A 20114-nucleotide genomic window follows, 5' to 3' on the forward strand; every position below is an offset into this window, starting at 1 on the left:
CGTTTCCACATATCGGACGGCGCATGCGCGTACCCGAAAGGCATCGACATGTCCGTGATCGAACCCGTCGTCGGTTCACACTCCCCACCCGACGACCGGCAACCACCCGACACCACCCGACAGCAATCATCGAGTTCACGTGCCGGTGTGCAACTCGTCCGGCGACTCCACTTCTACGCGGGCATCCTGGTGGCGCCCTTCCTGCTGATCGCCGCACTCACCGGTGCGGCGTACGCGATCGCCCCGTCCGTGGAGAAAGTGGTCTATCGCGCCGAATTGCACACCGACAGCACCGGTCCCACGCTGCCGCTGTCCGCACAGATCGCGGCGGCACAGCGCGACGCCCCCGATCTCACACTGTCCGCGGTCCGTCCGGCCGCACACCCCGGGGAGACCACCCGTGTCCTCTTCGACGATCCGTCGCTCGGCGAATCCGAACGGGCGGCGGTCTTCGTCGATCCGGTGACCGCGCGAACCCAGGGGCGACTGGTCATGTACGGCAGCTCCGCCGCACTGCCGATGCGCGCATGGCTCAGTCAGTTGCACCGGCATCTACACCTCGGCGAACCCGGTCGCCTCTACAGCGAACTCGCCGCGTCCTGGCTGTGGGTCATCGCGCTCGGCGGCCTCGTTCTCTGGATCACCCGTTATCGCAAGGCCCGTGCCGGACAGGGGCGGCTGTTCACCATCGACCGTCGGTCGCGCGGACGATCGCGAACTCTCAACTGGCATGGCGTGACCGGGATCTGGATCGTCGCTGTGCTGGTATTCCTGTCGGCGACCGGTCTCACCTGGTCCCGATTCACCGGCGAGCACATCACCGAGCTGCGGTCGGCACTGAGCTGGACCAAACCCGTCGTGTCGACCGAACTCGGTTCCGGCGCAGGACATGCGGCCATGGGTGGCCATGCCGATCACGGCGGTCCCGCACCCGCGGCGGGCGGCGACGCCCATGCCGTCGCGGCCGCCAATGCCGCGAAGGCCGACGAGGTACTCGCCACCGCCCGTGCCGCCGGTGTCGACGATGCCGTCGAGATCGGCATTCCGTCGGCACCCGACACGGCGTTCACGGTCGCCCAGACCCGTCAGCCCTGGCAGTTCTCGCTCGACTCCGTCGCGGTGGACGGCGCGACGAACACCGTCGTCGACTCCACGCGCTTCGCGGATTGGCCGTTCATGGCGAAACTCGCCGAGTGGACCATCAACCTGCACATGGGATTCCTGTTCGGGATCACCAATCAGATCGTGCTGCTGATCGTCGCGCTCGCACTGGTGACGGTGATCGTCCGCGGCTACCGGATGTGGTGGCAGCGACGGCCGCGCCGCGGCTCCCGACCGGTGGGGCGACCGCCGCACCGTGGCGCATTCCGTGACCTACCGCTGCCGGTGGTCGTGGCCGTCGTCGCGGTGGCCGTGGCGGTCGGCTGGTTCATCCCGCTGCTCGGCATCAGCCTCGCGGCGTTCCTGGCCGTCGACATCGTCATCGGCGCCTGGCACCGACGCCGATCGGCACCGGTCGCCGACGCGCCGGGCGCCGGCGACTGAGCCGACCGGTCAGCCCTGGGCCCGGGCCAGCGCCGCCAGCACGGCGGCGCTGGCCTCCCAGCCCATGCATTTGTCGGTGACCGACTGACCGTAGGTGAGGTCGTGGGAATCGGGCGACTGTGCGCCGGGCTCCAGGAAGCTCTCCAGCATCAGACCGCTGACGGTGACCTGCTCACCGGCGGACCGGACGGCGGCCACGGTGTCGGCGATCTCGCGCGCAACCTCGGCCTGCCGGAGGTGATCCTTGCCGGAATTGGCGTGTGAGCAGTCGATCATGACCCGTTGCGGCAGTGACGCTTTCGCCAGCGCTGCGACGGCCGAGGACACCGACGCATCGTCGTAGTTGGGACCGTGTGTACCGCCACGCAGAATGATGTGGCAGTCCTCGTTGCCCGCGGTCTCCACCACCGAACCGTGCCCGAAGTCGTCGACGCCGAAGAAGACGTGTTGCGCGGCAGCGGCTTTCACGCCGTCGATGGCCACCTGCACGTTGCCGTCGGTGCCGTTCTTGAAGCCGATCGGCATCGACAATCCGGAGGCGAGCTGACGGTGCACCTGCGACTCGGTGGTGCGCGCACCGATGGCACCCCACGCCACCGCATCGGCGATGTACTGCGGGCTGGTCGGTTCCAGGAATTCACAACCGACGGGCAGCCCGAGGTCGATGATGTCGAGCAGCAGTGAGCGCGCGGTGCGCAGTCCGCGCTCGACGTCGAAGGTGCCGTCCATGCCGGGGTCGTTGATGAGGCCCTTCCACCCGATGGTGGTGCGCGGCTTCTCGAAGTACACGCGCATCACGATCTTCAGCCGATCGGAGTACTCGCGAGCCAGCGGCGCGAGGCGGCGTGCGTAGTCGAGCGCCGCGATCGGATCGTGCACCGAACACGGGCCGACGACGACGAGCAGCCGATCGTCGCGGCCGGCCAGGATGTCGGCGATCTCCTCGCGATCGGTCTGCACGGTCACGGCACGACGTGCGGTGAGCGGGAGTTCGCTGCGGATGGTGTCCGGCGACGGGATGGCGCGGAACGCGGTGATCCGTCTGTCCGAGGTCGAGGCGGCGGTCAGGTCGGGCGTGGTGGTCACGATCGGTACCTTTCGGGTTGTTGCCCTGGATGGTCCCCGGTGATCGTGGAGCCGCTGCTCGGCGATGTCCCGGAGGCCTGGAAATGACAAGAGCAGCAGCCGAATGGCTGCTGCTCGGGGCTCCGGGTTGCGTGCGTGCGAAAGTCAGCGCTTCATCGCAGGCTCACCCGGAGCCTCGATAAAGCGCCAATAGGCGCGCACGGTGATGTTCACGCCGACCACCGTAGCACGAAGTCGCCCTGGATAACCCAACGCGCCCCTCGAGCAGGTGGTGTGCGCGAGGCGCAGCTTCGCCAACTCGTACCTCACGACGTCGGATCACGAAACGGGGGTTAGTCCATGAGTAAACGCCAACGAAGTCAGATGATTGAATGAAACTGGGTATCAAATCACCCGGTCCACTGAACTTACGATTGTCTTGGCGCACCGTTCACGATATAGTCACAACATAACTCAGAGGAGTAGCGATGACTCACAGTGGACCTGGACGCTCTGGCCAGGATTGCAACGGCTATGCAGGCCCTTGCGGATGAGATAAACCAGTTCTCTGCATCTCCTGAAGGCTTACCTAGCGACCCGTCCAACGGACTACAATCTACGCAAGAGGCCATCAACATGGCAAAGAATATTAATGCCACAATGGTTCCCGCGATGGCGCAGCGATTGAGCGAGGTTGGTCAACTCATGGCCACAGTCGCCAAGCAGTTTGCCGATGCGGATGGCAACGCAGCCGAGCGAATAGCGGAAATCTACACTCAGACTTCAGGCGACTGGGGCGGAAAACCCTAATGCTCCTCACCCGAACCCAGATAGAACAATACGATCCTCAAAGTCTCCTACTGATAGCCGGCCAGATCAGTAAACTCTCTGGCGACTCGGTCGACGTCTTCAAACGCTACCTGTCTGCAGTGACACAGGTAGACGGAAAGCCTTGGTCCGGATTGACTGCCGACTCCGCACAAGAACGAGCTGCCGCAGACCAGCGCACTGCATACCGCATGGTCGATACGCTTGAAGAGGCAGGCAATAGGCTAATCGAGGGTTACTACAATATCTCCACACCCTTGAATCGGACGAAAATGGCAGTACTGGCAGCCGAATCCCAGGGCTATGAAGTAAGTGATGCCTTAACCGTGTCCCGGTACGGACCGGCCACGGAGGAGCAATCAGTTTCCTACGCAGCAATCGCGCGTCAGCTACAGGACGAGATACATGAATCAGCCGTTCAGCTACAGTCCGCCGACCGCGAAGTTGCAAATGCCCTATCCAACATGACGGCCTTAATGATACTGAAATTTGAAGGCATAAGAAACAGTGTGACGTCGATCAAAGAACGAAACTACAATGCCGCCGAGAAATATATTCTCGGGGAGATTATGAAAAACTTAAAGTCAAAAGAATTTAAGAACATTGCGAGCCGTAAAGATGCGGGCCTTCTAGATACCGACGGAACAGGAATGGCGGGCTTGTTAAACCAAGCTGGGGGCGCCGTAGCATTCGCAAAGATGGTCCGAGCAGGTGGCCCATGGGACCACAAGCCAATTCTTGCCAAAATGTTCAACGTTAAGACAGACGACGACCGCTTCTTTTCGCAACCTGGCACAAACCGCACAGTCAGTGACGATATTTATTCAAATTTGCACTACGCATTTATCGGTCGCGCGGCAGGATTCACCACCGGAGAGCTCGTCACCGCATCGGACTCAGCACCCGGAGCAGGCGACAACGACGAGGGTGACCGGATAGTCGTCCGCGCAGGCGCTGCACTTTATGAAAAATATGGTGCAGACATGACCGAAGCTGAATTCCACAAAGGCGTTGCGGATGTTGTCGACAAACTCGAAGCAGCGAAGGCATCCGGCAAAGACGTACCCCAAATCAGGTACGAGATGCCATGAGCTATTGGAGATTGACGTGGGTCCTGACGGCCAACCTCGTAGCAGCCTCGGCAATCAGTATCTCCGGCGTTTACCTGGTCTTCGCCGCTTGGTCCGCATGTGACATCGGCGGCGCAGGTAGCGGTTTCGACTACCTGACCTCGACGGCGACGATGTGGTTCGCAACAGTCGTTCTCTGCGTTCCTGTGTGGTGGTTACTCCGCCGTCACCTTGTCACACTCACTGTTGCGAGTATCGCCATCGCAGTCGTGGTCGCCTGGGTCTTCATTGCGCAGAAGCAACCGATTGTGGACTACCCGATCACCGTAGCGGCATGCGCGCCTGACAATTTGCCGGCGTGGTGGCCCGCGTGGGTTCCCATCTGACCGCCGGTGTCCCGTGGCGATCCGTCCAACCTCGTCAGACACAGTTTCAACCAGCACACCTCGCGACGGCTCTACCCTCGAATCATGTCCACTCCCGTCACCCGCCACGTCCTGCTCATCCGACACGGTCAGACGGAATGGTCGCTGACCGACCGGCACACCGGCCGCACCGACATCCCGCTCACCGCGAAGGGTGAGGCCGATGCCGCGGAGCTGGTCGGGATCGCCGACCGCTTCGGTCTCCGCGACCCGTACGTCTACGTCTCCCCGAGGACCCGTGCGCGCCGGACCGCGGAACTGGCCGGGCTGCACCCCGACGAGATCGACGAGCTCTTCGGTGAATGGGATTACGGCGAGTACGAGGGCTTGACGCGGCATCAGGTGCACGCGGACTTCGACCCGGACTGGACGATCTGGACCGGAGGCGGCCGCAACGGCGAATCGGTGGCCGACATGACCCGTCGTGTGGACGAGGCGGTCGCGAAAGTCTCTGAGCGGATGACGGTTTCGGATGTGATCGTGGTGGCGCACGGCCACTTCCTGCGGTCCTTCATCTGCCGGTTCCTCGGCTGGCCGATCTCCCTCGGCGTCAACATCGATCTTCGTCCCGCGGGCGCCGCACTGCTGTCGCAACTCCCGCAGGAACGGCGGCTGTGCGCACTCGTCGGTCCGCGCGGAGCGGCCGCCGGTCACTCCGCCCTGTAGCTCGCTACTGCGGGCCGAGCAGCCGGTCCACGTCCGCCGGGGTGGTCACGGGCAGCGCACACACCGACCCCCGGCACACATAGGCCGCGGCTCTACCGTCGACCGGACCGCGATCATCCAGCAGCGGCAACGAATCCTTCTGTCCCCCAACGACGACCGTCCCGCCGGGCGCCACCCGGTACACGTGCCGAAGTAGGTCGGAATCCGCGGCCAGAGGTTGCGCGACGGCCACCTGCAGCGGTCCGGCCACCCACGCCTCCGCGACGGCCAGCCACTGCCCCGCCGATCGGGGCACCTTCGCGAGCAGTACCACCGCCCGTCGCATCGTCTCGTCGAGCAGTTGCGCGTAGCGGGCGCCGTCGGGTGCGAGCCCGGACGCCAGCAGCAGGGCTTCGGCCAGCAACGACGCTCCGGCCGGTGTCGCACCGTCGACCGGATCCCGTGGGCGGGCGATGAGTCCGTCGCCGGCCGCGTCGAACCACGATCCCGGCTCGGCCGGATCGGCGAAGATCTCGATCGTGCTGTCCAGCAATGACAATGCGTGATCCCGCCAGGTGACGTCCCCGGTGGCCGCATGGAGCGTCAGCAGCGCGGTGACCAGTGCGGCATGGTCGTCGAGCGCCGCGGCGGGCGCACCGACCGTCCCGCCCAGCGACGAACGGTGCAGCACGCCGTCCACGAGATGCCGGTCCAGAAGAGTGCCCGCCACCTCTGCGGCCCGCGCGACCCAGTCCGGACGGTCCAGTCCCACACCGGCTTCCACGAGCGCCGTGACGGCGAGGGCATTCCAGCCGGTGACCACCTTGTCGTCGCGCCCCGGCTGGCTGCGACGTGTGCGAGCCGCCATCAGCCGGTCACGAACGGACCGGAACCGGTCGGCATCGTCGGGGTCGACGGGCAATTGCAGCGTCGAGGTTCCGTGTTCGAAGGTCCCGCCCGGTGTGACGGCGAACAACTGCGCCGCCCAGACGCCGTCGTCGGCACCGAGGACATCGACGAGCTGATCCGGCGTCCACACATAGGTCGCACCCTCGACGCCGTCGGTGTCGGCATCCAGCGACGACGCCCAGCCGTCCGCGACACGGAGGTCGCGTTCGAGAAATCCGACGATCTCCTCCGTGACCCGGGTACACAGCGGATCGTCGGTGCGCCGCGCGAGATGCGCGTAGACCCGCAGCAACTGCGCGTTGTCGTACAGCATCTTCTCGAAATGCGGTATCACCCAGGCGGAGTCGACGGCGTAGCGCGCGAATCCGCCGCCCAGTTGATCGGCGATGCCACCGCGGGCCATGGCATTCGCGGTACGCAGGGCGGCGTCCAGTCCGGCGGGATCACCGGTGCGTTCGGTGGCGCGGATCAGCCCTTCGAGGACCGCCGACGGCGGGAACTTCGGTGCGCCGCCGAAGCCCGCCGACCCCGGATCCTCGTCCGCCAGGATCGAGGCGACGGCATGTGCGAGGAGTTCGTCGTCGACCACCAGCTCGCCCAGCGGGAGCGCCGATGTGTTGGCCTGCAGGTGTTCTCGCACCGTGCCGCCCATCTCGGTGATCTCGGCGCGCCGTTGCTGCCACGCCTCGCTCACCGCGGCGAGTACCTGAGGGAAGGACGGCATACCGTGGCGTGGCGTCGCCGGATAGTAGGTGCCGCAGTAGAACGGGTCGCCCTCCGGTGTGAGGAAGCAGGTCATCGGCCAGCCGCCCTGCCCGGTCATGGCGACCGTCGCCGCCATGTAGACCGCATCGATGTCGGGCCGCTCCTCGCGATCGACCTTCACACACACGAAATCCCGATTCATCGTGGCGGCGATGTCGTCGTCCTCGAAGGACTCGTGGGCCATCACATGGCACCAGTGGCAGGCGGCATATCCGACCGACAGCAGGATCGGGACGTCCCGACGTTGTGCCTCGGCAAGCGCGTCGGGTCCCCACTCCTGCCAGTGCACCGGATTGTCGGCGTGCTGACGCAGATACGGACTCGTCGATGCGGCGAGTAGATTCCGGCCGACCGGGTCACTCATCGCGCATCGTCCTTTCCGTGCTACTTCTCCGCCGACTTCCGGTCGTCCGCGGCAGTGCCGGTGCCGGTCGCTGTCGCGCCCTCGTCCCCGACGCGATCGGTACCGTCGTCGAAGGCCTGGTCGGGTTCGGGGTGTTCGGTGTCGAAGGTCTCCGGGAGCTTCCGCAGCTGACGGTTCATCGACCGGATCAGCAGGGCGGTCGCCACCAGCAACACGACGATGATCAGCAGACCGAAGGGTGAGGCCTTGCCGAACTCGGGCCCCTCGGGTTCCTGCTGCGCCGCGAGCACCGTCAGGTCGGTGGCCGCGCCGTGCACGGACAGGGCGATGGTCTGCAACATCATGACGGCTCGATTCCCGTGAAGAGGTCGGTCTCCGGGATGGAGGTCTTCACACGTGTTTTGGCGAGCTCGTACTCCTCGGTCGGCCACAGCCGCTGCTGCCACTCCAGCGGCACCGCGAAGAACACGCCGTTCGGGTCGATCTGCGTCGCGTGGGACCGCAGCGCCTCATCACGTTGCGGGAAGTAGTCACCGCATTCGACCTGGGTGGTGACGCGTCCCATCAGGTCACCGCGGCTCGAATCCCACTTGCTCAGCCATTCCTTGAACGGGCTCTCCTCGCCGTTCTTCTCGAACTCGTCGGAGAACAGCACCATCCGGTCCCGGATGAATCCGTGTGTGTAATAGAGCTTCGAGACCGTCCACGGCGGCCCGGCCTCGGGATACCACTCCGGGTCGCCCGCACGTTCGAACGCCGCGACCGACACCTCGTGGTCGCGGATGTGATCGGGATGCGGGTACCCGCCGTGCTCGTCGTAGGTGATCATCACGTGCGGCTTGAAGTCGCGGACCACACGGACGAGCGCCTCGATCGGTTCCTCGATGTCGATGGCCGCGAAGGAGCCCTCCGGCACCGGCGGTAGCGGATCACCTTCGGGCAGACCCGAATCGACGAAACCCAGCCATGTCTGCTCAACCCCCAGAGCGGCCGCCGCGTTGGCCATCTCCTCCTTGCGGACCTCGGTCATCCGCTCCTTGACCCCCGGACGATCCATCGCCGGATTGAGGATGTCGCCGCGCTCACCACCGGTGAGGGTCACGACGAGCACCTCGGCCCCCTCGGCCGCATATTTCGCCATCGTCGCCGCACCCTTGCTGGACTCATCGTCCGGATGCGCGTGGACCGCCATCAGGCGGAGCCCGGCGTATGCCCCGCCGGTGCGAGATTCGGTCACGCTTCCTCACCTTCGGTTCGGCCCCTGCTCACAGTGCTTCACACCATGGTAGGTATTGACGCGTGACAAGTTCTGATGGGGGGACCGCGCCGCCGGCGAACGGTCCCGGCCCGACCAGCGGTCCCCGCGCCACATACCCGGTGGAACGCTCCGCCTCGAGTCGTCGTCGCTGGTTCATCGGACTGTCGGCGCTCGTCGTGGTGGCCGGTGTGGCCATCGCCACGCTCGGCTTCGTGAAGTTCGGCAACGCCGAGGTGTCCGGCGAGGTCACCGGTTACGAACTGCTGAACGATTCGACGGTCGCCGTGCAGTACACGGTCACGCGGCCGGATCCGTCGAAGCCGGTGGCCTGCGTCGTACGGGCGCGCTCCCGCGACGGTGACGAGACCGGGCGTCGCGAGGTCCTCCTCCCGCCCGCGACACAGCAACAGATCGGCGCGCGCACCGAGGTATCGACATCCAAACCCCCGGTGATCGGCGAGGTGTTCGGTTGCACCGCCGACGTCCCGGCCTACCTCACGCAGTCGTCACAGTGACCGGATCGTCGGGGGCCGATCTGCGGCGCGCGGTCTTCGCGAAGGCCTCGAGCCCGTTCTACGCGTACCTGCTGGCACTGTTCGTCGGTGTGATGCTGATCAGCAACATCACCGGCACCAAGGGCGTGCTGCTGTTCGAGAGCTGGCTGAACGTGTCGTGGGGTCCGCTCCAGATGGACGGCCTGGTCACCGATGGTGCGTTCTATCTGTTCCCGCTCGCGTACGTGATCGGTGACGTGATCAGTGAGGTGTACGGCTTCAAGGCGATGCGCCGGGCCATCCTCGTCGGATTCGCGGTGCTGCTGCTGGCGTCGGTCTGCTTCTGGCTGACCATCCATCTCCCCGCGCATCCCGACTACGACGGCCAGGAGGCCTTCGAACGCGTCGCGGGTGTCGTGCCCCAGTTCCTGCTCGCCGGACTGGCCGGATATCTGGCCGGCGAATTCCTGAACTCGTTCGTCCTGGTGAAGATGAAGGAGCGGGCCGGCGAGCGTCACCTCTGGGCTCGACTGCTGGGGTCGACGATCGTCGGCGAATTCGCCGATACGCTGGTGTTCTGCGCCATCGCCGCCTCGGCGCTCGGCTACACGAGCTGGGGTGTGTTCTGGAATTACACGATCATCGGCTTCGTGTGGAAGACCCTCGTGGAGATCGCCATCATGCCCGTCACCTATGCCTTCTGCGGCTGGCTGAAGCGGCGCGAACCCTCGTACCAGGAAGCGCTCGAGGTCGCCCGTACGGGCGACAAGAATGTGCTTTGACTCTCATTCACTGGTAGACTGCTGGGACGCACGGCTCCGAAAGGGGTCGTGTTGCTGCATTTAGAGCAGTCCATGCCCAGCTGCACGCACATCGTGCAACCGCGTTCGGGCCGCGGACGACAAAAGGAGCAATCGATGACCGACACCCAGGTGACATGGCTGACACAGGAATCGCATGACCGCCTCAAGGTCGAACTGGATTCGTTGATCGCCAATCGACCGGTCATCGCCGCCGAGATCAACGAGCGCCGCGAAGAAGGCGACCTCAAGGAGAACGGCGGCTACCACGCGGCACGCGAGGAGCAGGGTCAGCAGGAGGCGCGTATCCGCCAGCTGCAGGAACTGCTGAACAACGCGAAGGTCGGCGAGGCCCCCACCCAGTCGGGTGTGGCGCTCCCCGGTTCCGTCGTCACCGTGTACTACGACGGCGACGAGAAGGACAAGGAGACCTTCCTCATCGCGACCCGTGAAGAGGGCGGCAAGGAGTCTCTCGAGACCTACTCCCCCAGCTCACCGCTGGGTGCCGCGCTCATCGACGCGAAGGTCGGCGACACCCGCGAATACACCGTGCCCAGCGGCGCCGTGGTCAGTGTGACCCTCGTCAGCGCCGAGCCGTATCACGGCTGAGTTCTTCCCCCGGTCTGTGGCCTGAATCCGCCTGGTGCGGATTCAGGCCACAGGTCTTTAGTCGTCCGATCCGCTCGACGAGCCGTCGCCGCTGCCACCGCTCGACGTCGACCCGCCGGCGTCGGATCCCCCGCTGTCCGAACCACCGGTGGTCGAGTTCCCGGTGGTCGAGCTCTCGGTGACCGAGCCACCGGTGTCCGAACTCGCCGTGTTCGAACTCTCGGTGTTCGAACTCTCGGTGCCACCACCGCCACCGGTGCCGGACTCCCCGGCACCGGCCGTGTCGTCATCGGATTTCGACGACGAGGTCCCGGTCCCGGATTCGGTCGACCCGGCCGCTTGCGCATCGGGTGCCGGCTCCGGATCGGGCTGCGACTGCTGCGGCGCGGGGGCCGATTCCGACTCGGGCGCAGCGACTTCCGGCGCGGGGGCGTTCACGGGCTCGGCCCGTTCCACCGCACCCGCAGGCACGGCGCCGGTCGCGACCTCCGCCGGCACGGTGACCTGGTAGCCGTTCGACGTGGTCGGTGCCGTCACCGGGACCACCGGCACGGCCGCGTTCGCCGCGGTGGGCCGCTGCATCGGATAGAACGCTTCCGCCTGCGCATTCCATCGTTGCAGATCCGTTGCCGTGTAAGGGATTCCGAGTTCACGATGGACCAGCTCGACCACCTGGGCCAGCGGATGTACGGCGTTGTAGATCTGATAGGTCGTGTTACCGGAGACACTGTGGAACTCGGTCGGCGGCCCGAGTGCGTCGAGGGTGCCGTAGTTCTGGCTGCCTGCGCCGGCATGGATGGTCAGGAAGCCCGCGGCGTTCACGAGCAGTGAACTGATCGGGCGATGCCAGACCCACTGGAAGTTGCCGACCGGATCGCCGACGATGATCACCGAGGTGACCGGCACGTCGCCGGATGCCCCGGGATCGCGCACCCCGTTCGACGTCACCCCGATGACATTCGAGACCGAGGCCAACGGCGTCCCGGCCAGCCATGGTTTGATCCCCCACGGACCGCGCGGGTCGGACACCAGGATCACCCGGGAATTGCTGAGATCGGTTCCGGCGGCATGCGCCTGTTCCACCGCATCACCGAGGGCGTCGGCACCCTGCGAGAATCCTGTGTAGACGACGTGCGGACCATTCGCTCGGTCGACGCCCAGAGCGGTCATGACTTGCCGGTTTCCTTCTACGGCAACCTTTTTCGACTGCTCATAGGAGGGCGCGAACGGCCCGAACGCACCCGACCGGCCACCGGTGAACGGCCCGAAGGACTCGGGGTAGACCACGATCACCGTTTCCCGCTTGCCGATCAGGGGGTTGATCCGCGGGTACAGGGTGGAGTCGTCGGTGCCCGGCGTCACGATCATGATGGTCGAGGCGGGCAGATCCGGATAATGGTCATGCGGGTTCGTGGGCTGCGTCCCGTCGCGGACGACCCCCTCCGCGACAAGTGTTTCCAGGACCGGCGACGGTGTGGCCGATGCGATTGCGACGGGAAGTATCGCCCCCGCGCAGACGGCGCACGCTGTCGCCGTCGTCGACAGCAGGCGACGCCCGAACGACCCGGCGGACGCCGGACGTGCGCGATGCCGGCCGCCACGCATACCGGTCATGCCCCGATTCTCGGCCCGATGTTTCCCACCCGAATTTGCCACAGCCGTTCCACCGTTCTTCCACCCCGACGACCTCCCGCCGGTGTGCTCACCGGATCGGACATTCGCAGCGTAAGGCGCAAAAAGAGTCAACACCGACCGAAGCAGTTCAATATCGTGTATCGGTGGTGAAATTTCATCCGAACGGACTAACGGGTGCCCACATCGAGAAACGTGCAGGTGAAAACATACAGCAACTACACAGGTAGTCGCGCCGGACGCGGGGCGGCGCCGCGCCGACGGCCGAACGACGCCCAGCCGTACACGATCGCGCATGCCGCGGCGATCACCAGCAGGATGGCGACGACGTCGAGCACATAGTGATTGGCCGTGCCGACGACCACGAACGCGGTCACGACCGGGTAGAGCACGCCGAGCACCCGCACCCAGGTGCGGCGGGCGAACAGGACGATCATCAGGCCGCACCAGATCGCCCATCCGCAGTGCAGCGAGGGCATGGCGGCGAACTGATTGGTCACCGATTCCGGACCGGGCGAGCCGGAACCCTCCCACCATCCCCAGCCGGAGGTCTGCGCCATGATGTCGACGTAGCCGGGATACATGCGCGGCGGCGCCGTGGGCATGAGGAAGAACCCGGCCAGTGCCATCAGTGTGGTGAGGGCGAGCACGAGGGACGCCTTGCGATAGGCGTCCGGACGGCGCCAGAACAGCCAGACGACGACGCCGACCGTCACCCACCAGTGAAGCGTATGGTATTCCAGCGCAGAGAGATTCGCGATGACGCCGTTCTCGTGCACCCACCGGTTCACCGGTAGTTCGACGGCGATGTGCATGCGCTCCTGTAGTCGCTGGACGGCATCACCGTTGCCGAAGGCGCGAGGGATGTCGTGTCCGCCCGAGTTCCGGATCGTGGAATACACCGAATAGATGACGTAGATGAGTGCGATCTCGATCCACCAGTGCGGCACCGACAGGTATGTCCCGACCGCCGAGATCATGGCGGACAAGCGGTTCCGGCGAACCGGCTCCGATGGCACCGGATCACCGGCAGGTGGTTCCGCGGGCGCTTCGCGCTCCTCGATCGTCGTCATCCATTCACCCCTCGGCTACCATCATTTAAGTTGTAAGTATCAACTACCACTGACACCTTAGTCACGGACAACGCGGGGTCGACATGACAGCCGGTATCGGGTGGGACGGGCGGACGGCGCCGTCACCGGCGCACACCAGGCGCATCGTGGCTCTTCTGCGGCGTCTGCCGACCGTGATCCGCGACCATCAGGCCGAGGCCGTCCTATATCTCGCTTTCGGCTTCGGCGCATACGGTGTGTTCCGCTGGTCCGGCCTGGACGCACACATCACCTGGGCGCACTCGGCGGTGATCGGATATCTCACCGCCGCACTGATCTCGGTGATCCCGCTACCGCCGATGACCGCGGGACTCCGTGCGCTGCTTCGTCATTCGCAACGCCGGCTGGCACGGGTCGCCGCCGGTGTCGGCGCGCTGCTCGTCCCGTTCATCGTGCTGCTCGACGGCCACCACCAGATGCAGAACGAAGTCGATGTGATCAGCCGGTCGGGACAACTGCTGGTCGACAGCGGCGTCCCGTATCTTCCGAATGCGAGCGACCTGGGCGACATCAATCCCTACCTGCCGATGATGGCCGTGTTCGGTATTCCTTCGCATCTCGTCCGCTTCTCCGACCATCCGGCCTGGAATGCCCTTGGCGATCCGCGGATCTGGTGTGCTCTCGCCGCACTCGGCGCACTGTGGGGCGCGCTCCGCCTGCTGCGCAGCCACACCGACCGGCCCATCCACATCGCGGCGATTCTGGTCGCGTCGCCGACGATCGCCCTCGAACTCTGTGCCAGCGGCGTCGATCTGCCGATCGCCGGACTTCTCGTTTTCGCGCTCGCATTGGCCGCCACCGCGCGTCCGGGCTGGGCGGGCGTCGTCCTCGGGGCCGCCGTCGCGATCAAATGGGTTGCGCTGCTGGCCTTCCCGATCGTGATCATGTTGCTGCTGACCCGCTTCGGACGCCGCTCCGTCACGCATTTCTGCGGCACGCTCCTCGGGTCCACGGCGGTCTTCCTGATACCCGCGATGCTGTCGATCGGCGACACCATCGCTCAGGTCTTCGAATTCCCCACGGGCCGGGGTGCGGTCGCGACACCGGCCCGCAGCCCGATGCCCGGGGTCCTGCTCGCCGGCCACTTCGGCACCGCGGGCACCCGGGTCGCGCTGGCCGTGATGGCCATCTGCATCGTGGCCATCGGAATCATGCTGCTGCGCAGACCGCCCGCCGGATTCTCCGCGGCGGCCACCTACGCCGGGTTCACGTTCAGCGTGTTCTTCCTCCTCGCCCCGGTCGGGCGGTTCGGCTATCTGATCGTGCCGATGATGCTGTTCGGCCTCGCCTACGCAACCCGCAGGGGCCCGGTCCACGGCCGCCGCCGGCCGCGATATCCACTGCTCCGACGCCCCGCGACCGCTGCCGACGCCGCCACGTAAGGCCGTGTAAGACCGACGACAGAGGCACCACGCATCCTCGTCGGCATGACATACACACCTGCGACCGACCTGGCGATCGATGCCCAGGGTCTGGTCAAACACTTCGGATCGACCCGCGCCGTCAACGGCGTGGATCTGGCCGTGCCGAACGGATCGGTCTACGGCGTACTCGGGCCGAACGGGGCCGGGAAGACGACCACCGTCAGCATGCTCGCCACCCTGCTCCGGCCCGACGGCGGCGGCGCGAAGGTCTTCGGGTACGACGTGGTGAACGATGCCGTGGCCGTGCGTTCCCTGGTCGGCGTGACCGGTCAGTACGCCTCGGTCGATGAGGATCTGACGGGATCGCAGAATCTCATCCTGTTCGGCCGGCTGCTCGGTTTGTCGCGACCCGCGGCACGCAGCCGCGCCGACGAACTGCTCGAGGAGTTCGCACTCACCGACGCGGCGAATCGTCCACTGAAGAATTTCTCCGGTGGCATGCGGCGGCGCCTCGATCTCGCGGCCAGCCTCATCGACACCCCGCCCCTGTTGTTTCTCGACGAACCGACGACCGGCCTGGACCCGCGGACCCGCGCCCAGATGTGGCAGACCATCCGCAATCTCGTGCAGCAGGGCTCGACGGTGCTGCTGACCACGCAGTATCTCGACGAGGCCGATCAACTGGCCGACCGGATCGCGGTCATCGACCACGGTCGCGTCATCGCGGACGGCACCGCCGACGAACTGAAGCAGTCCGTCGGATCGAGCACACTCCACCTGGTTCCGGCGCACCGCACCGATGCCGAAGCGGTGTGCCGGATCGTCGAGTCCGTTCTCGACGAGACCCCGACCCTCAGCCCCGAGGCCGCCCGCGTGTCGGTCGGTCTGCAACGGCCCGATCTGGTGCCCGACATCCTGATCGCCCTGCGCCACAACGACATCACCATCGACGAGATCAATGTGCAGAAGCCCAGTCTCGACGAGGTGTTCCTCACCATCACCGGCAAGCCCGCCGACGATCAGGCCGCCGGCGACATCACCGACAAGGAGGTGGCCTGATGACCACCACGACCATCGACTCCGCTGCGCCGTCCGCGGCCATCCGTATCGCCGATCCGCGCACCCGCGCGAAAACCTCTGTGAGCCTGGCCGACACGATTCGCCAGTCGTTCACGATGGCCTACCGCGGCGTCCTGAAGATCCGGCACAATCCCGAGCAGCTCTTCGACGTGACGATCCAGCCGATCATCTTCACCCTGATGTTCACCTACATCTTCGGCGGGGCGATCAGCGGCAATGTGCAGCAGTACCTTCCGGTCATCATTCCCGGCATCCTGGTGCAAACGGTGATCGTCGCCTCGATCGTCACCGGCACCCAGTTGCGGGAAGACATGGACAAGGGGGTCTTCGACCGTTTCCGGTCGCTGCCCATCGCCCGGATCAGCCCGCTGGCCGGAGCGCTGCTCGCCGACGTGATCCGCTACCTCGTGGCGACGGTGCTGACCATGGTGATGGGCCTGATCATGGGATGGCGACCCGACTTCTGGGGTGCGATCGGCTCGGTCCTGCTGGTGATGGTGTGCGCTTTCGCCGTGTCGTGGATCTTCGCACTGATGGGCTGCATCATGAGCAAGGCCTCTGCGGTGCAGGGTGTCTCGATGCTCATCATGTTCCCGCTGACGTCATGTCGAACGCCTTCGTGCCGGTGGAGACGATGCCGGGCTGGTTGCAGACCTTCGTCAACGCCAACCCGGTCAGTCACCTCGTCACGGCGATCCGTGAGCTGACCGCCAATGGCCATGTCGGTGTCCACGTCGTGTACGCGCTCGTCGGCGCTGCCGTCATCACCGTGGTCTTCGCCCCGCTCGCGGTGCGCGCCTACATGCGCAACACCTGATCGAGCCGGATCCGCTTGGGATCCTTGCTCAATCGCGGCGCCAGGATGGTGCGGACCTCGTCCGCCGCCCGGCGCCGCGTCAGCGTTGCGGTCTCGGACCGCAACGCATCCCATGCCGTGGCCGGCAATCCGGACGTCTGCGCCATCCGGTCGAAGGCCAGCTGAACCGAAGGGAAATCGCGGCGTGCCCGCAGGACACGTGAGAGTGCCAGCAGCCGTGGGCCGTCGGACCGATCCGGTTCGGTCGTCGCGATCACCAGACCGGCGGCCAGAGCTGCCACCCCGCACTGCGGCATGTCGTGCCAGCCCGCCGGACCGAAACTCTTGGTCACGCCGTCGGCCAGGACCGGCAGGAACTCGCGTGCCCGGTCCTCGTCACCGAGACGCGCCAGTCCGATCGTGGCCACCGAGACCAGCATCACCATGCCCGGGTCGTCCGATCCGAGGGGATGTTCGGCATCGAGGAGATGGGCCGCGCGCCAGTACAATTCGGTGGCCTGTCGCGTATCCCCCAGGGCAGCGTCGTATTCCGCATGTGCCAGCATCATGGTCGCGAGCACTTCCGGATTGCCACGCGGATCCGGGTCGTCGGGATGCCAACCGTCGGCGAGACGCTCGAGTTCGACGCGTGCCTCGTCCATTCGCCCGAGACCGATCAGCGCGGCCACCAGATACGCACCCGCCTGCACCTCGTCGTCGCGGGCGCCCAGTCTGCGCAGGTTGACGATTCCCGACCGGTACAGCGACACCGCCGCCTCCCAGTCGCATTGCTGTCCGTGCACCATCCCGACACTGATGTCGCCCATCGACGACAGCCACGTATCATGCTGTGCCACCGGCGATGTGCGCACGGTGTGACCATCGGCGAGGGCAGCCTCCAGATCGCCGTGGTTTTCCCGCACATTCATCCGGATCGTCAGCGCGGACGTCTGCACACGTCCGCCTGCCTCGTCCGCAGCGCGCCAGATCAGCCGCAGCGCACCGATGGTCGTGCGGCTGAGTGCGCAGGCGGAGAGCAGGTCCGTCGGTTCGGTGAGGCGACGCTCCGCCCGGTACAGATTCCGCAGCCGGGCACGGCCGATTGCCATGCCCCGCAGATCCCGCTGCAGCGTCAGATGTGCGGTGGATGCGAGGACGGTGAATTGCCAACGGTGACGGAGGTTCTCGTCGATGTTCTGCGGTGGGCGAGGCAATATGCGGATCAGTCTGCGTCCCCACGTCATGATCTCACCGTGCAGTCCGCGCGCCATCCAGAGCGCGCCGAGCACCGGGAACACGGTCACGACGGTCTCCACCGCGTCGGGGTCGACGACGTTCCGGTGTTCGTCCGGCGGAAGCGAATCGGCACACTCCCGTACCACCCAGACCAGATTGTCCACCTCGGCCGCCACATGATCGAAGAGTTCGGCGTCGATTGATTTCTCGGACCGCTCCTCCGCGTCGACCGCGAAATCGCGTGCCCACCGTCGCATCGCATGGGTGACCGCGGATGACTCGCCGGGATCATCGGCCCGTCCCAGTTGCTCCTCGCCGAACTCACGCACAGTTTCGAGCATGCGGAAACGCGTCCGGCCGCCCACCTCGATCACGGTCAGGAGCGATTGATTGACGAGAGCCTCCAGCACGTCGTCGAGCCGTACCCCACCGAACCCCACCACGATTCCGGCTGCCTCCGCCGTGAATCCGGAGGGGAACCGGCACAGGCGCCACAGGGCGGTCCGCGCGTCCGAATCGAGGAGTTCCCAACTCCATTCGATGACCGCGTACAGGGTGCGGTGACGATCCGGTGCCGTGCGGTCGGTGCCACGCAGCAAGGCGAAACGCTCGTCGAGGCGCGCACCGATCTCGTCCACCGACATGGTCCGGATACGTGCCGCAGCCAGTTCGATGGCCAACGGCAGACCGTCGAGATGGCGGCACAACTGCGCCACCGCGTCACGCGGCAGGTCCGCGTCCGGGCGGATCGCCCGTGCCCTGCGCTCGAACAGTGCGACGGCGGCCCCGTCCGGTCCGGAATCGAGCACCGGAAGCTGATAGATGGACTCGCCGGCGAGTTGCAGGGGCGATCGGCTGGTGGTCAGGACGGACAGGGTCGGTTCTGCGACAAGCAGATCCGCGACCACCTGCGCGCACCGCTCGACGACCTGCTCGCAGTTGTCCAGGATGACCACGGCCCGCTCACCGCGCACCGCGTCGACCAGCCGGTCCGCCAGATCACCGACCGCGAGCCGCGGACGTCCGCCCGAGCCGATCTCCACCTCGCCCACGCCGAGCGCCGCCGCCACCGCGAGCACCACGTCGTCGGCATCACGAACTGGTGCGAGCGGCACGTAGTAGACCGGCCGTCCCGTGTCCGCCGCCGCGTGTCCGACACGCCCGGCGACCCGGGTTTTGCCCACGCCGCCGGGCCCCTGGATGGTCACCAGACGCCGCTGCCCGACCAACGCGGCGATGGCATCGATGTCCGCGTCACGGCCGATGATCTCCGAGACCTCGCCCGCCAGGCCGACGACCCTTCCGCGCCTCGATCTTCCGGCCGACTCGGACGACTCGGACAACGTTGGGACAGAAGAACTCTCGTGACCCTCGGCGGCCAATAGCTCGGCGTGCAGGGCGGTGGCCGACGGTCCGGGATCGACACCCAGTTCCTCCGACAGCGCACGCCGTAACCGCGCGAAGACCGACAGCGCTTCGGCCGTTCGTCCCTCGCCCGCATAGGCGCGCATCAGGTCGACGTGGACGGTTTCGTCGAGCGGGTCGTCGCGGCACAGCGCGGACGCGATCTCGCGGGCGGTGACGAAGTCGGCGCGGTCCAGCGCCACGCGCAGGCGGCGACGATCCAGCTCCGCGCGCAGCCGCCCGGCCCGCATACGGACGTCGGTGATCACCGTGCCGTCGTCATCGCCCAGGTCGTCCCCCGCGGCGCCGCGCCACCACGCCTCGGCATCGTCGAGGTCGACGGGGTCGCCGGACGCCGCAAGGTTCTCGACAATGTCGAGATCGGTTCGGCAGCCGGTCAATCGGTATCCGTTGCCGACCGCCTCGATGTGCCCGGTCCCGAGCAGCGGCCGCAGTCGCGACACCTGCGTGTGCAGCGCCGACGACGGGGACCGTGGCGGATCGTCCGCCCACACCTCGTCGATGAGCCGGTCGGTGGAACAGGTGCGGCCGTCGGCCAGCGCCAGTGCGACGAGCAACCGCCGGGCCCGTAGACCCGCGACCGGGCGCAGATCATCGGGCGACCCCGAACCCACCGCGACGGGTCCGAGCAGGCCGATCACAGTCGCTTCTCCCGGCACGGACACCCAGCCAGGTTAGCCCGACCCGCCGAC

General features: G+C 66.1%; 16 protein-coding genes and 1 pseudogene. 10 read left to right on the top strand and 7 right to left on the bottom strand.

Annotation, left to right across the window (positions count from 1 at the left end; translation table 11 throughout):
- Positions 1-48 precede the first annotated feature (48 nt).
- Positions 49-1545, top strand: coding sequence for a PepSY-associated TM helix domain-containing protein (locus AC4JJG_RS01260; RefSeq protein WP_495399324.1), 1497 nt, complete (start codon positions 49-51; stop codon positions 1543-1545).
- A gap of 9 nt (positions 1546-1554) precedes the next feature.
- Here the strand turns inward: AC4JJG_RS01260 and AC4JJG_RS01265 are convergent, their stop codons facing one another.
- Positions 1555-2631 carry a 3-deoxy-7-phosphoheptulonate synthase gene (locus AC4JJG_RS01265; RefSeq protein ID WP_495399323.1) on the bottom strand — a complete coding sequence of 359 codons (1077 nt, stop codon included), beginning with the start codon at positions 2629-2631 and terminating at the stop codon, positions 1555-1557.
- A gap of 477 nt (positions 2632-3108) precedes the next feature.
- On the opposite strand from AC4JJG_RS01265, the gene AC4JJG_RS01270 reads away from it, so the two are divergent.
- The 3 genes from AC4JJG_RS01270 to AC4JJG_RS01280 all read left to right on the top strand — a co-directional run bounded on the left by AC4JJG_RS01270 (position 3109) and on the right by AC4JJG_RS01280 (position 5599).
- Positions 3109-3420: a hypothetical protein gene (locus AC4JJG_RS01270; RefSeq protein ID WP_495399322.1), complete on the top strand. Its 312-nt coding sequence runs from the start codon at positions 3109-3111 to the stop codon at positions 3418-3420.
- Positions 3420-4529, top strand: coding sequence for a polymorphic toxin type 44 domain-containing protein (locus tag AC4JJG_RS01275; RefSeq protein WP_495399321.1), 1110 nt, complete (start codon positions 3420-3422; stop codon positions 4527-4529). Before AC4JJG_RS01270 ends, AC4JJG_RS01275 begins: the two co-directional genes overlap by 1 nt.
- 449 nt (positions 4530-4978) lie before the next feature.
- Positions 4979-5599 (top strand): histidine phosphatase family protein, encoded by a 621-nt coding sequence (locus AC4JJG_RS01280; protein ID WP_495399320.1) that lies wholly within the window; start codon positions 4979-4981, stop codon positions 5597-5599.
- Positions 5600-5603: 4 nt separating this feature from the next.
- Here AC4JJG_RS01280 and AC4JJG_RS01285 read toward each other — a convergent pair whose 3' ends face one another.
- The 3 genes from AC4JJG_RS01285 to mca are packed head-to-tail and all read right to left on the bottom strand — an operon-like array spanning position 5604 to position 8808.
- Positions 5604-7616 carry a thioredoxin domain-containing protein gene (locus AC4JJG_RS01285; protein WP_495399319.1) on the bottom strand — a complete coding sequence of 671 codons (2013 nt, stop codon included), beginning with the start codon at positions 7614-7616 and terminating at the stop codon, positions 5604-5606.
- Between the two features lie 20 nt (positions 7617-7636).
- Positions 7637-7960, bottom strand: a complete 324-nt coding sequence (locus AC4JJG_RS01290; protein WP_495399318.1) for a hypothetical protein — start codon at positions 7958-7960, stop codon at positions 7637-7639.
- Positions 7957-8808 (bottom strand): mycothiol conjugate amidase Mca, encoded by an 852-nt coding sequence (gene mca / locus AC4JJG_RS01295; protein ID WP_495399638.1) that lies wholly within the window; start codon positions 8806-8808, stop codon positions 7957-7959. The genes AC4JJG_RS01290 and mca overlap by 4 nt, the downstream gene beginning before the upstream one ends.
- A gap of 107 nt (positions 8809-8915) precedes the next feature.
- On the opposite strand from mca, the gene AC4JJG_RS01300 reads away from it, so the two are divergent.
- The 3 genes from AC4JJG_RS01300 (at position 8916) to greA (ending at position 10777) form a co-directional block, all read left to right on the top strand.
- Positions 8916-9389: a DUF4307 domain-containing protein gene (locus AC4JJG_RS01300; protein ID WP_495399317.1), complete on the top strand. Its 474-nt coding sequence runs from the start codon at positions 8916-8918 to the stop codon at positions 9387-9389.
- Positions 9386-10150, top strand: a complete 765-nt coding sequence (locus AC4JJG_RS01305) for a queuosine precursor transporter (protein WP_495399316.1) — start codon at positions 9386-9388, stop codon at positions 10148-10150. Before AC4JJG_RS01300 ends, AC4JJG_RS01305 begins: the two co-directional genes overlap by 4 nt.
- Before the next feature lie 135 nt (positions 10151-10285).
- Positions 10286-10777 carry a transcription elongation factor GreA gene (gene greA, locus AC4JJG_RS01310; RefSeq protein ID WP_495399315.1) on the top strand — a complete coding sequence of 164 codons (492 nt, stop codon included), beginning with the start codon at positions 10286-10288 and terminating at the stop codon, positions 10775-10777.
- Between the two features lie 57 nt (positions 10778-10834).
- On the opposite strand, the gene AC4JJG_RS01315 is transcribed toward greA, so the two are convergent.
- Complete coding sequence (locus AC4JJG_RS01315; protein ID WP_495399313.1) at positions 10835-12391, bottom strand: alpha/beta hydrolase family protein; 1557 nt, start codon at positions 12389-12391, stop codon at positions 10835-10837.
- A 236-nt stretch (positions 12392-12627) separates the two neighbouring features.
- Positions 12628-13482 carry a phosphatase PAP2 family protein gene (locus tag AC4JJG_RS01320; protein ID WP_495399312.1) on the bottom strand — a complete coding sequence of 285 codons (855 nt, stop codon included), beginning with the start codon at positions 13480-13482 and terminating at the stop codon, positions 12628-12630.
- 83 nt (positions 13483-13565) lie between these two features.
- Here AC4JJG_RS01320 and AC4JJG_RS01325 point away from each other — a divergent pair, with 83 nt between their 5' ends.
- The 3 genes and pseudogenes from AC4JJG_RS01325 (at position 13566) to AC4JJG_RS01335 (ending at position 16782) form a co-directional block, all read left to right on the top strand.
- A complete protein-coding gene (locus AC4JJG_RS01325; RefSeq protein WP_495399311.1) occupies positions 13566-14903 on the top strand; it encodes a glycosyltransferase 87 family protein in 1338 nt (445 codons plus the stop codon).
- A 45-nt stretch (positions 14904-14948) separates the two neighbouring features.
- Complete coding sequence (locus tag AC4JJG_RS01330; protein ID WP_495399310.1) at positions 14949-15944, top strand: ATP-binding cassette domain-containing protein; 996 nt, start codon at positions 14949-14951, stop codon at positions 15942-15944.
- Positions 15944-16782 (top strand): annotated as a pseudogene (locus AC4JJG_RS01335) (ABC transporter permease). Before AC4JJG_RS01330 ends, AC4JJG_RS01335 begins: the two are co-directional and overlap by 1 nt.
- Here the strand turns inward: AC4JJG_RS01335 and AC4JJG_RS01340 are convergent.
- Positions 16764-20087 (bottom strand): AfsR/SARP family transcriptional regulator, encoded by a 3324-nt coding sequence (locus AC4JJG_RS01340; protein WP_495399309.1) that lies wholly within the window; start codon positions 20085-20087, stop codon positions 16764-16766. The pseudogene AC4JJG_RS01335 and the gene AC4JJG_RS01340 sit on opposite strands and share 19 nt — an antisense overlap.
- Between the last annotated feature and the right edge of the window lie 27 nt (positions 20088-20114).

The organism is Gordonia sp. B8661-1, from assembly GCF_059427765.1.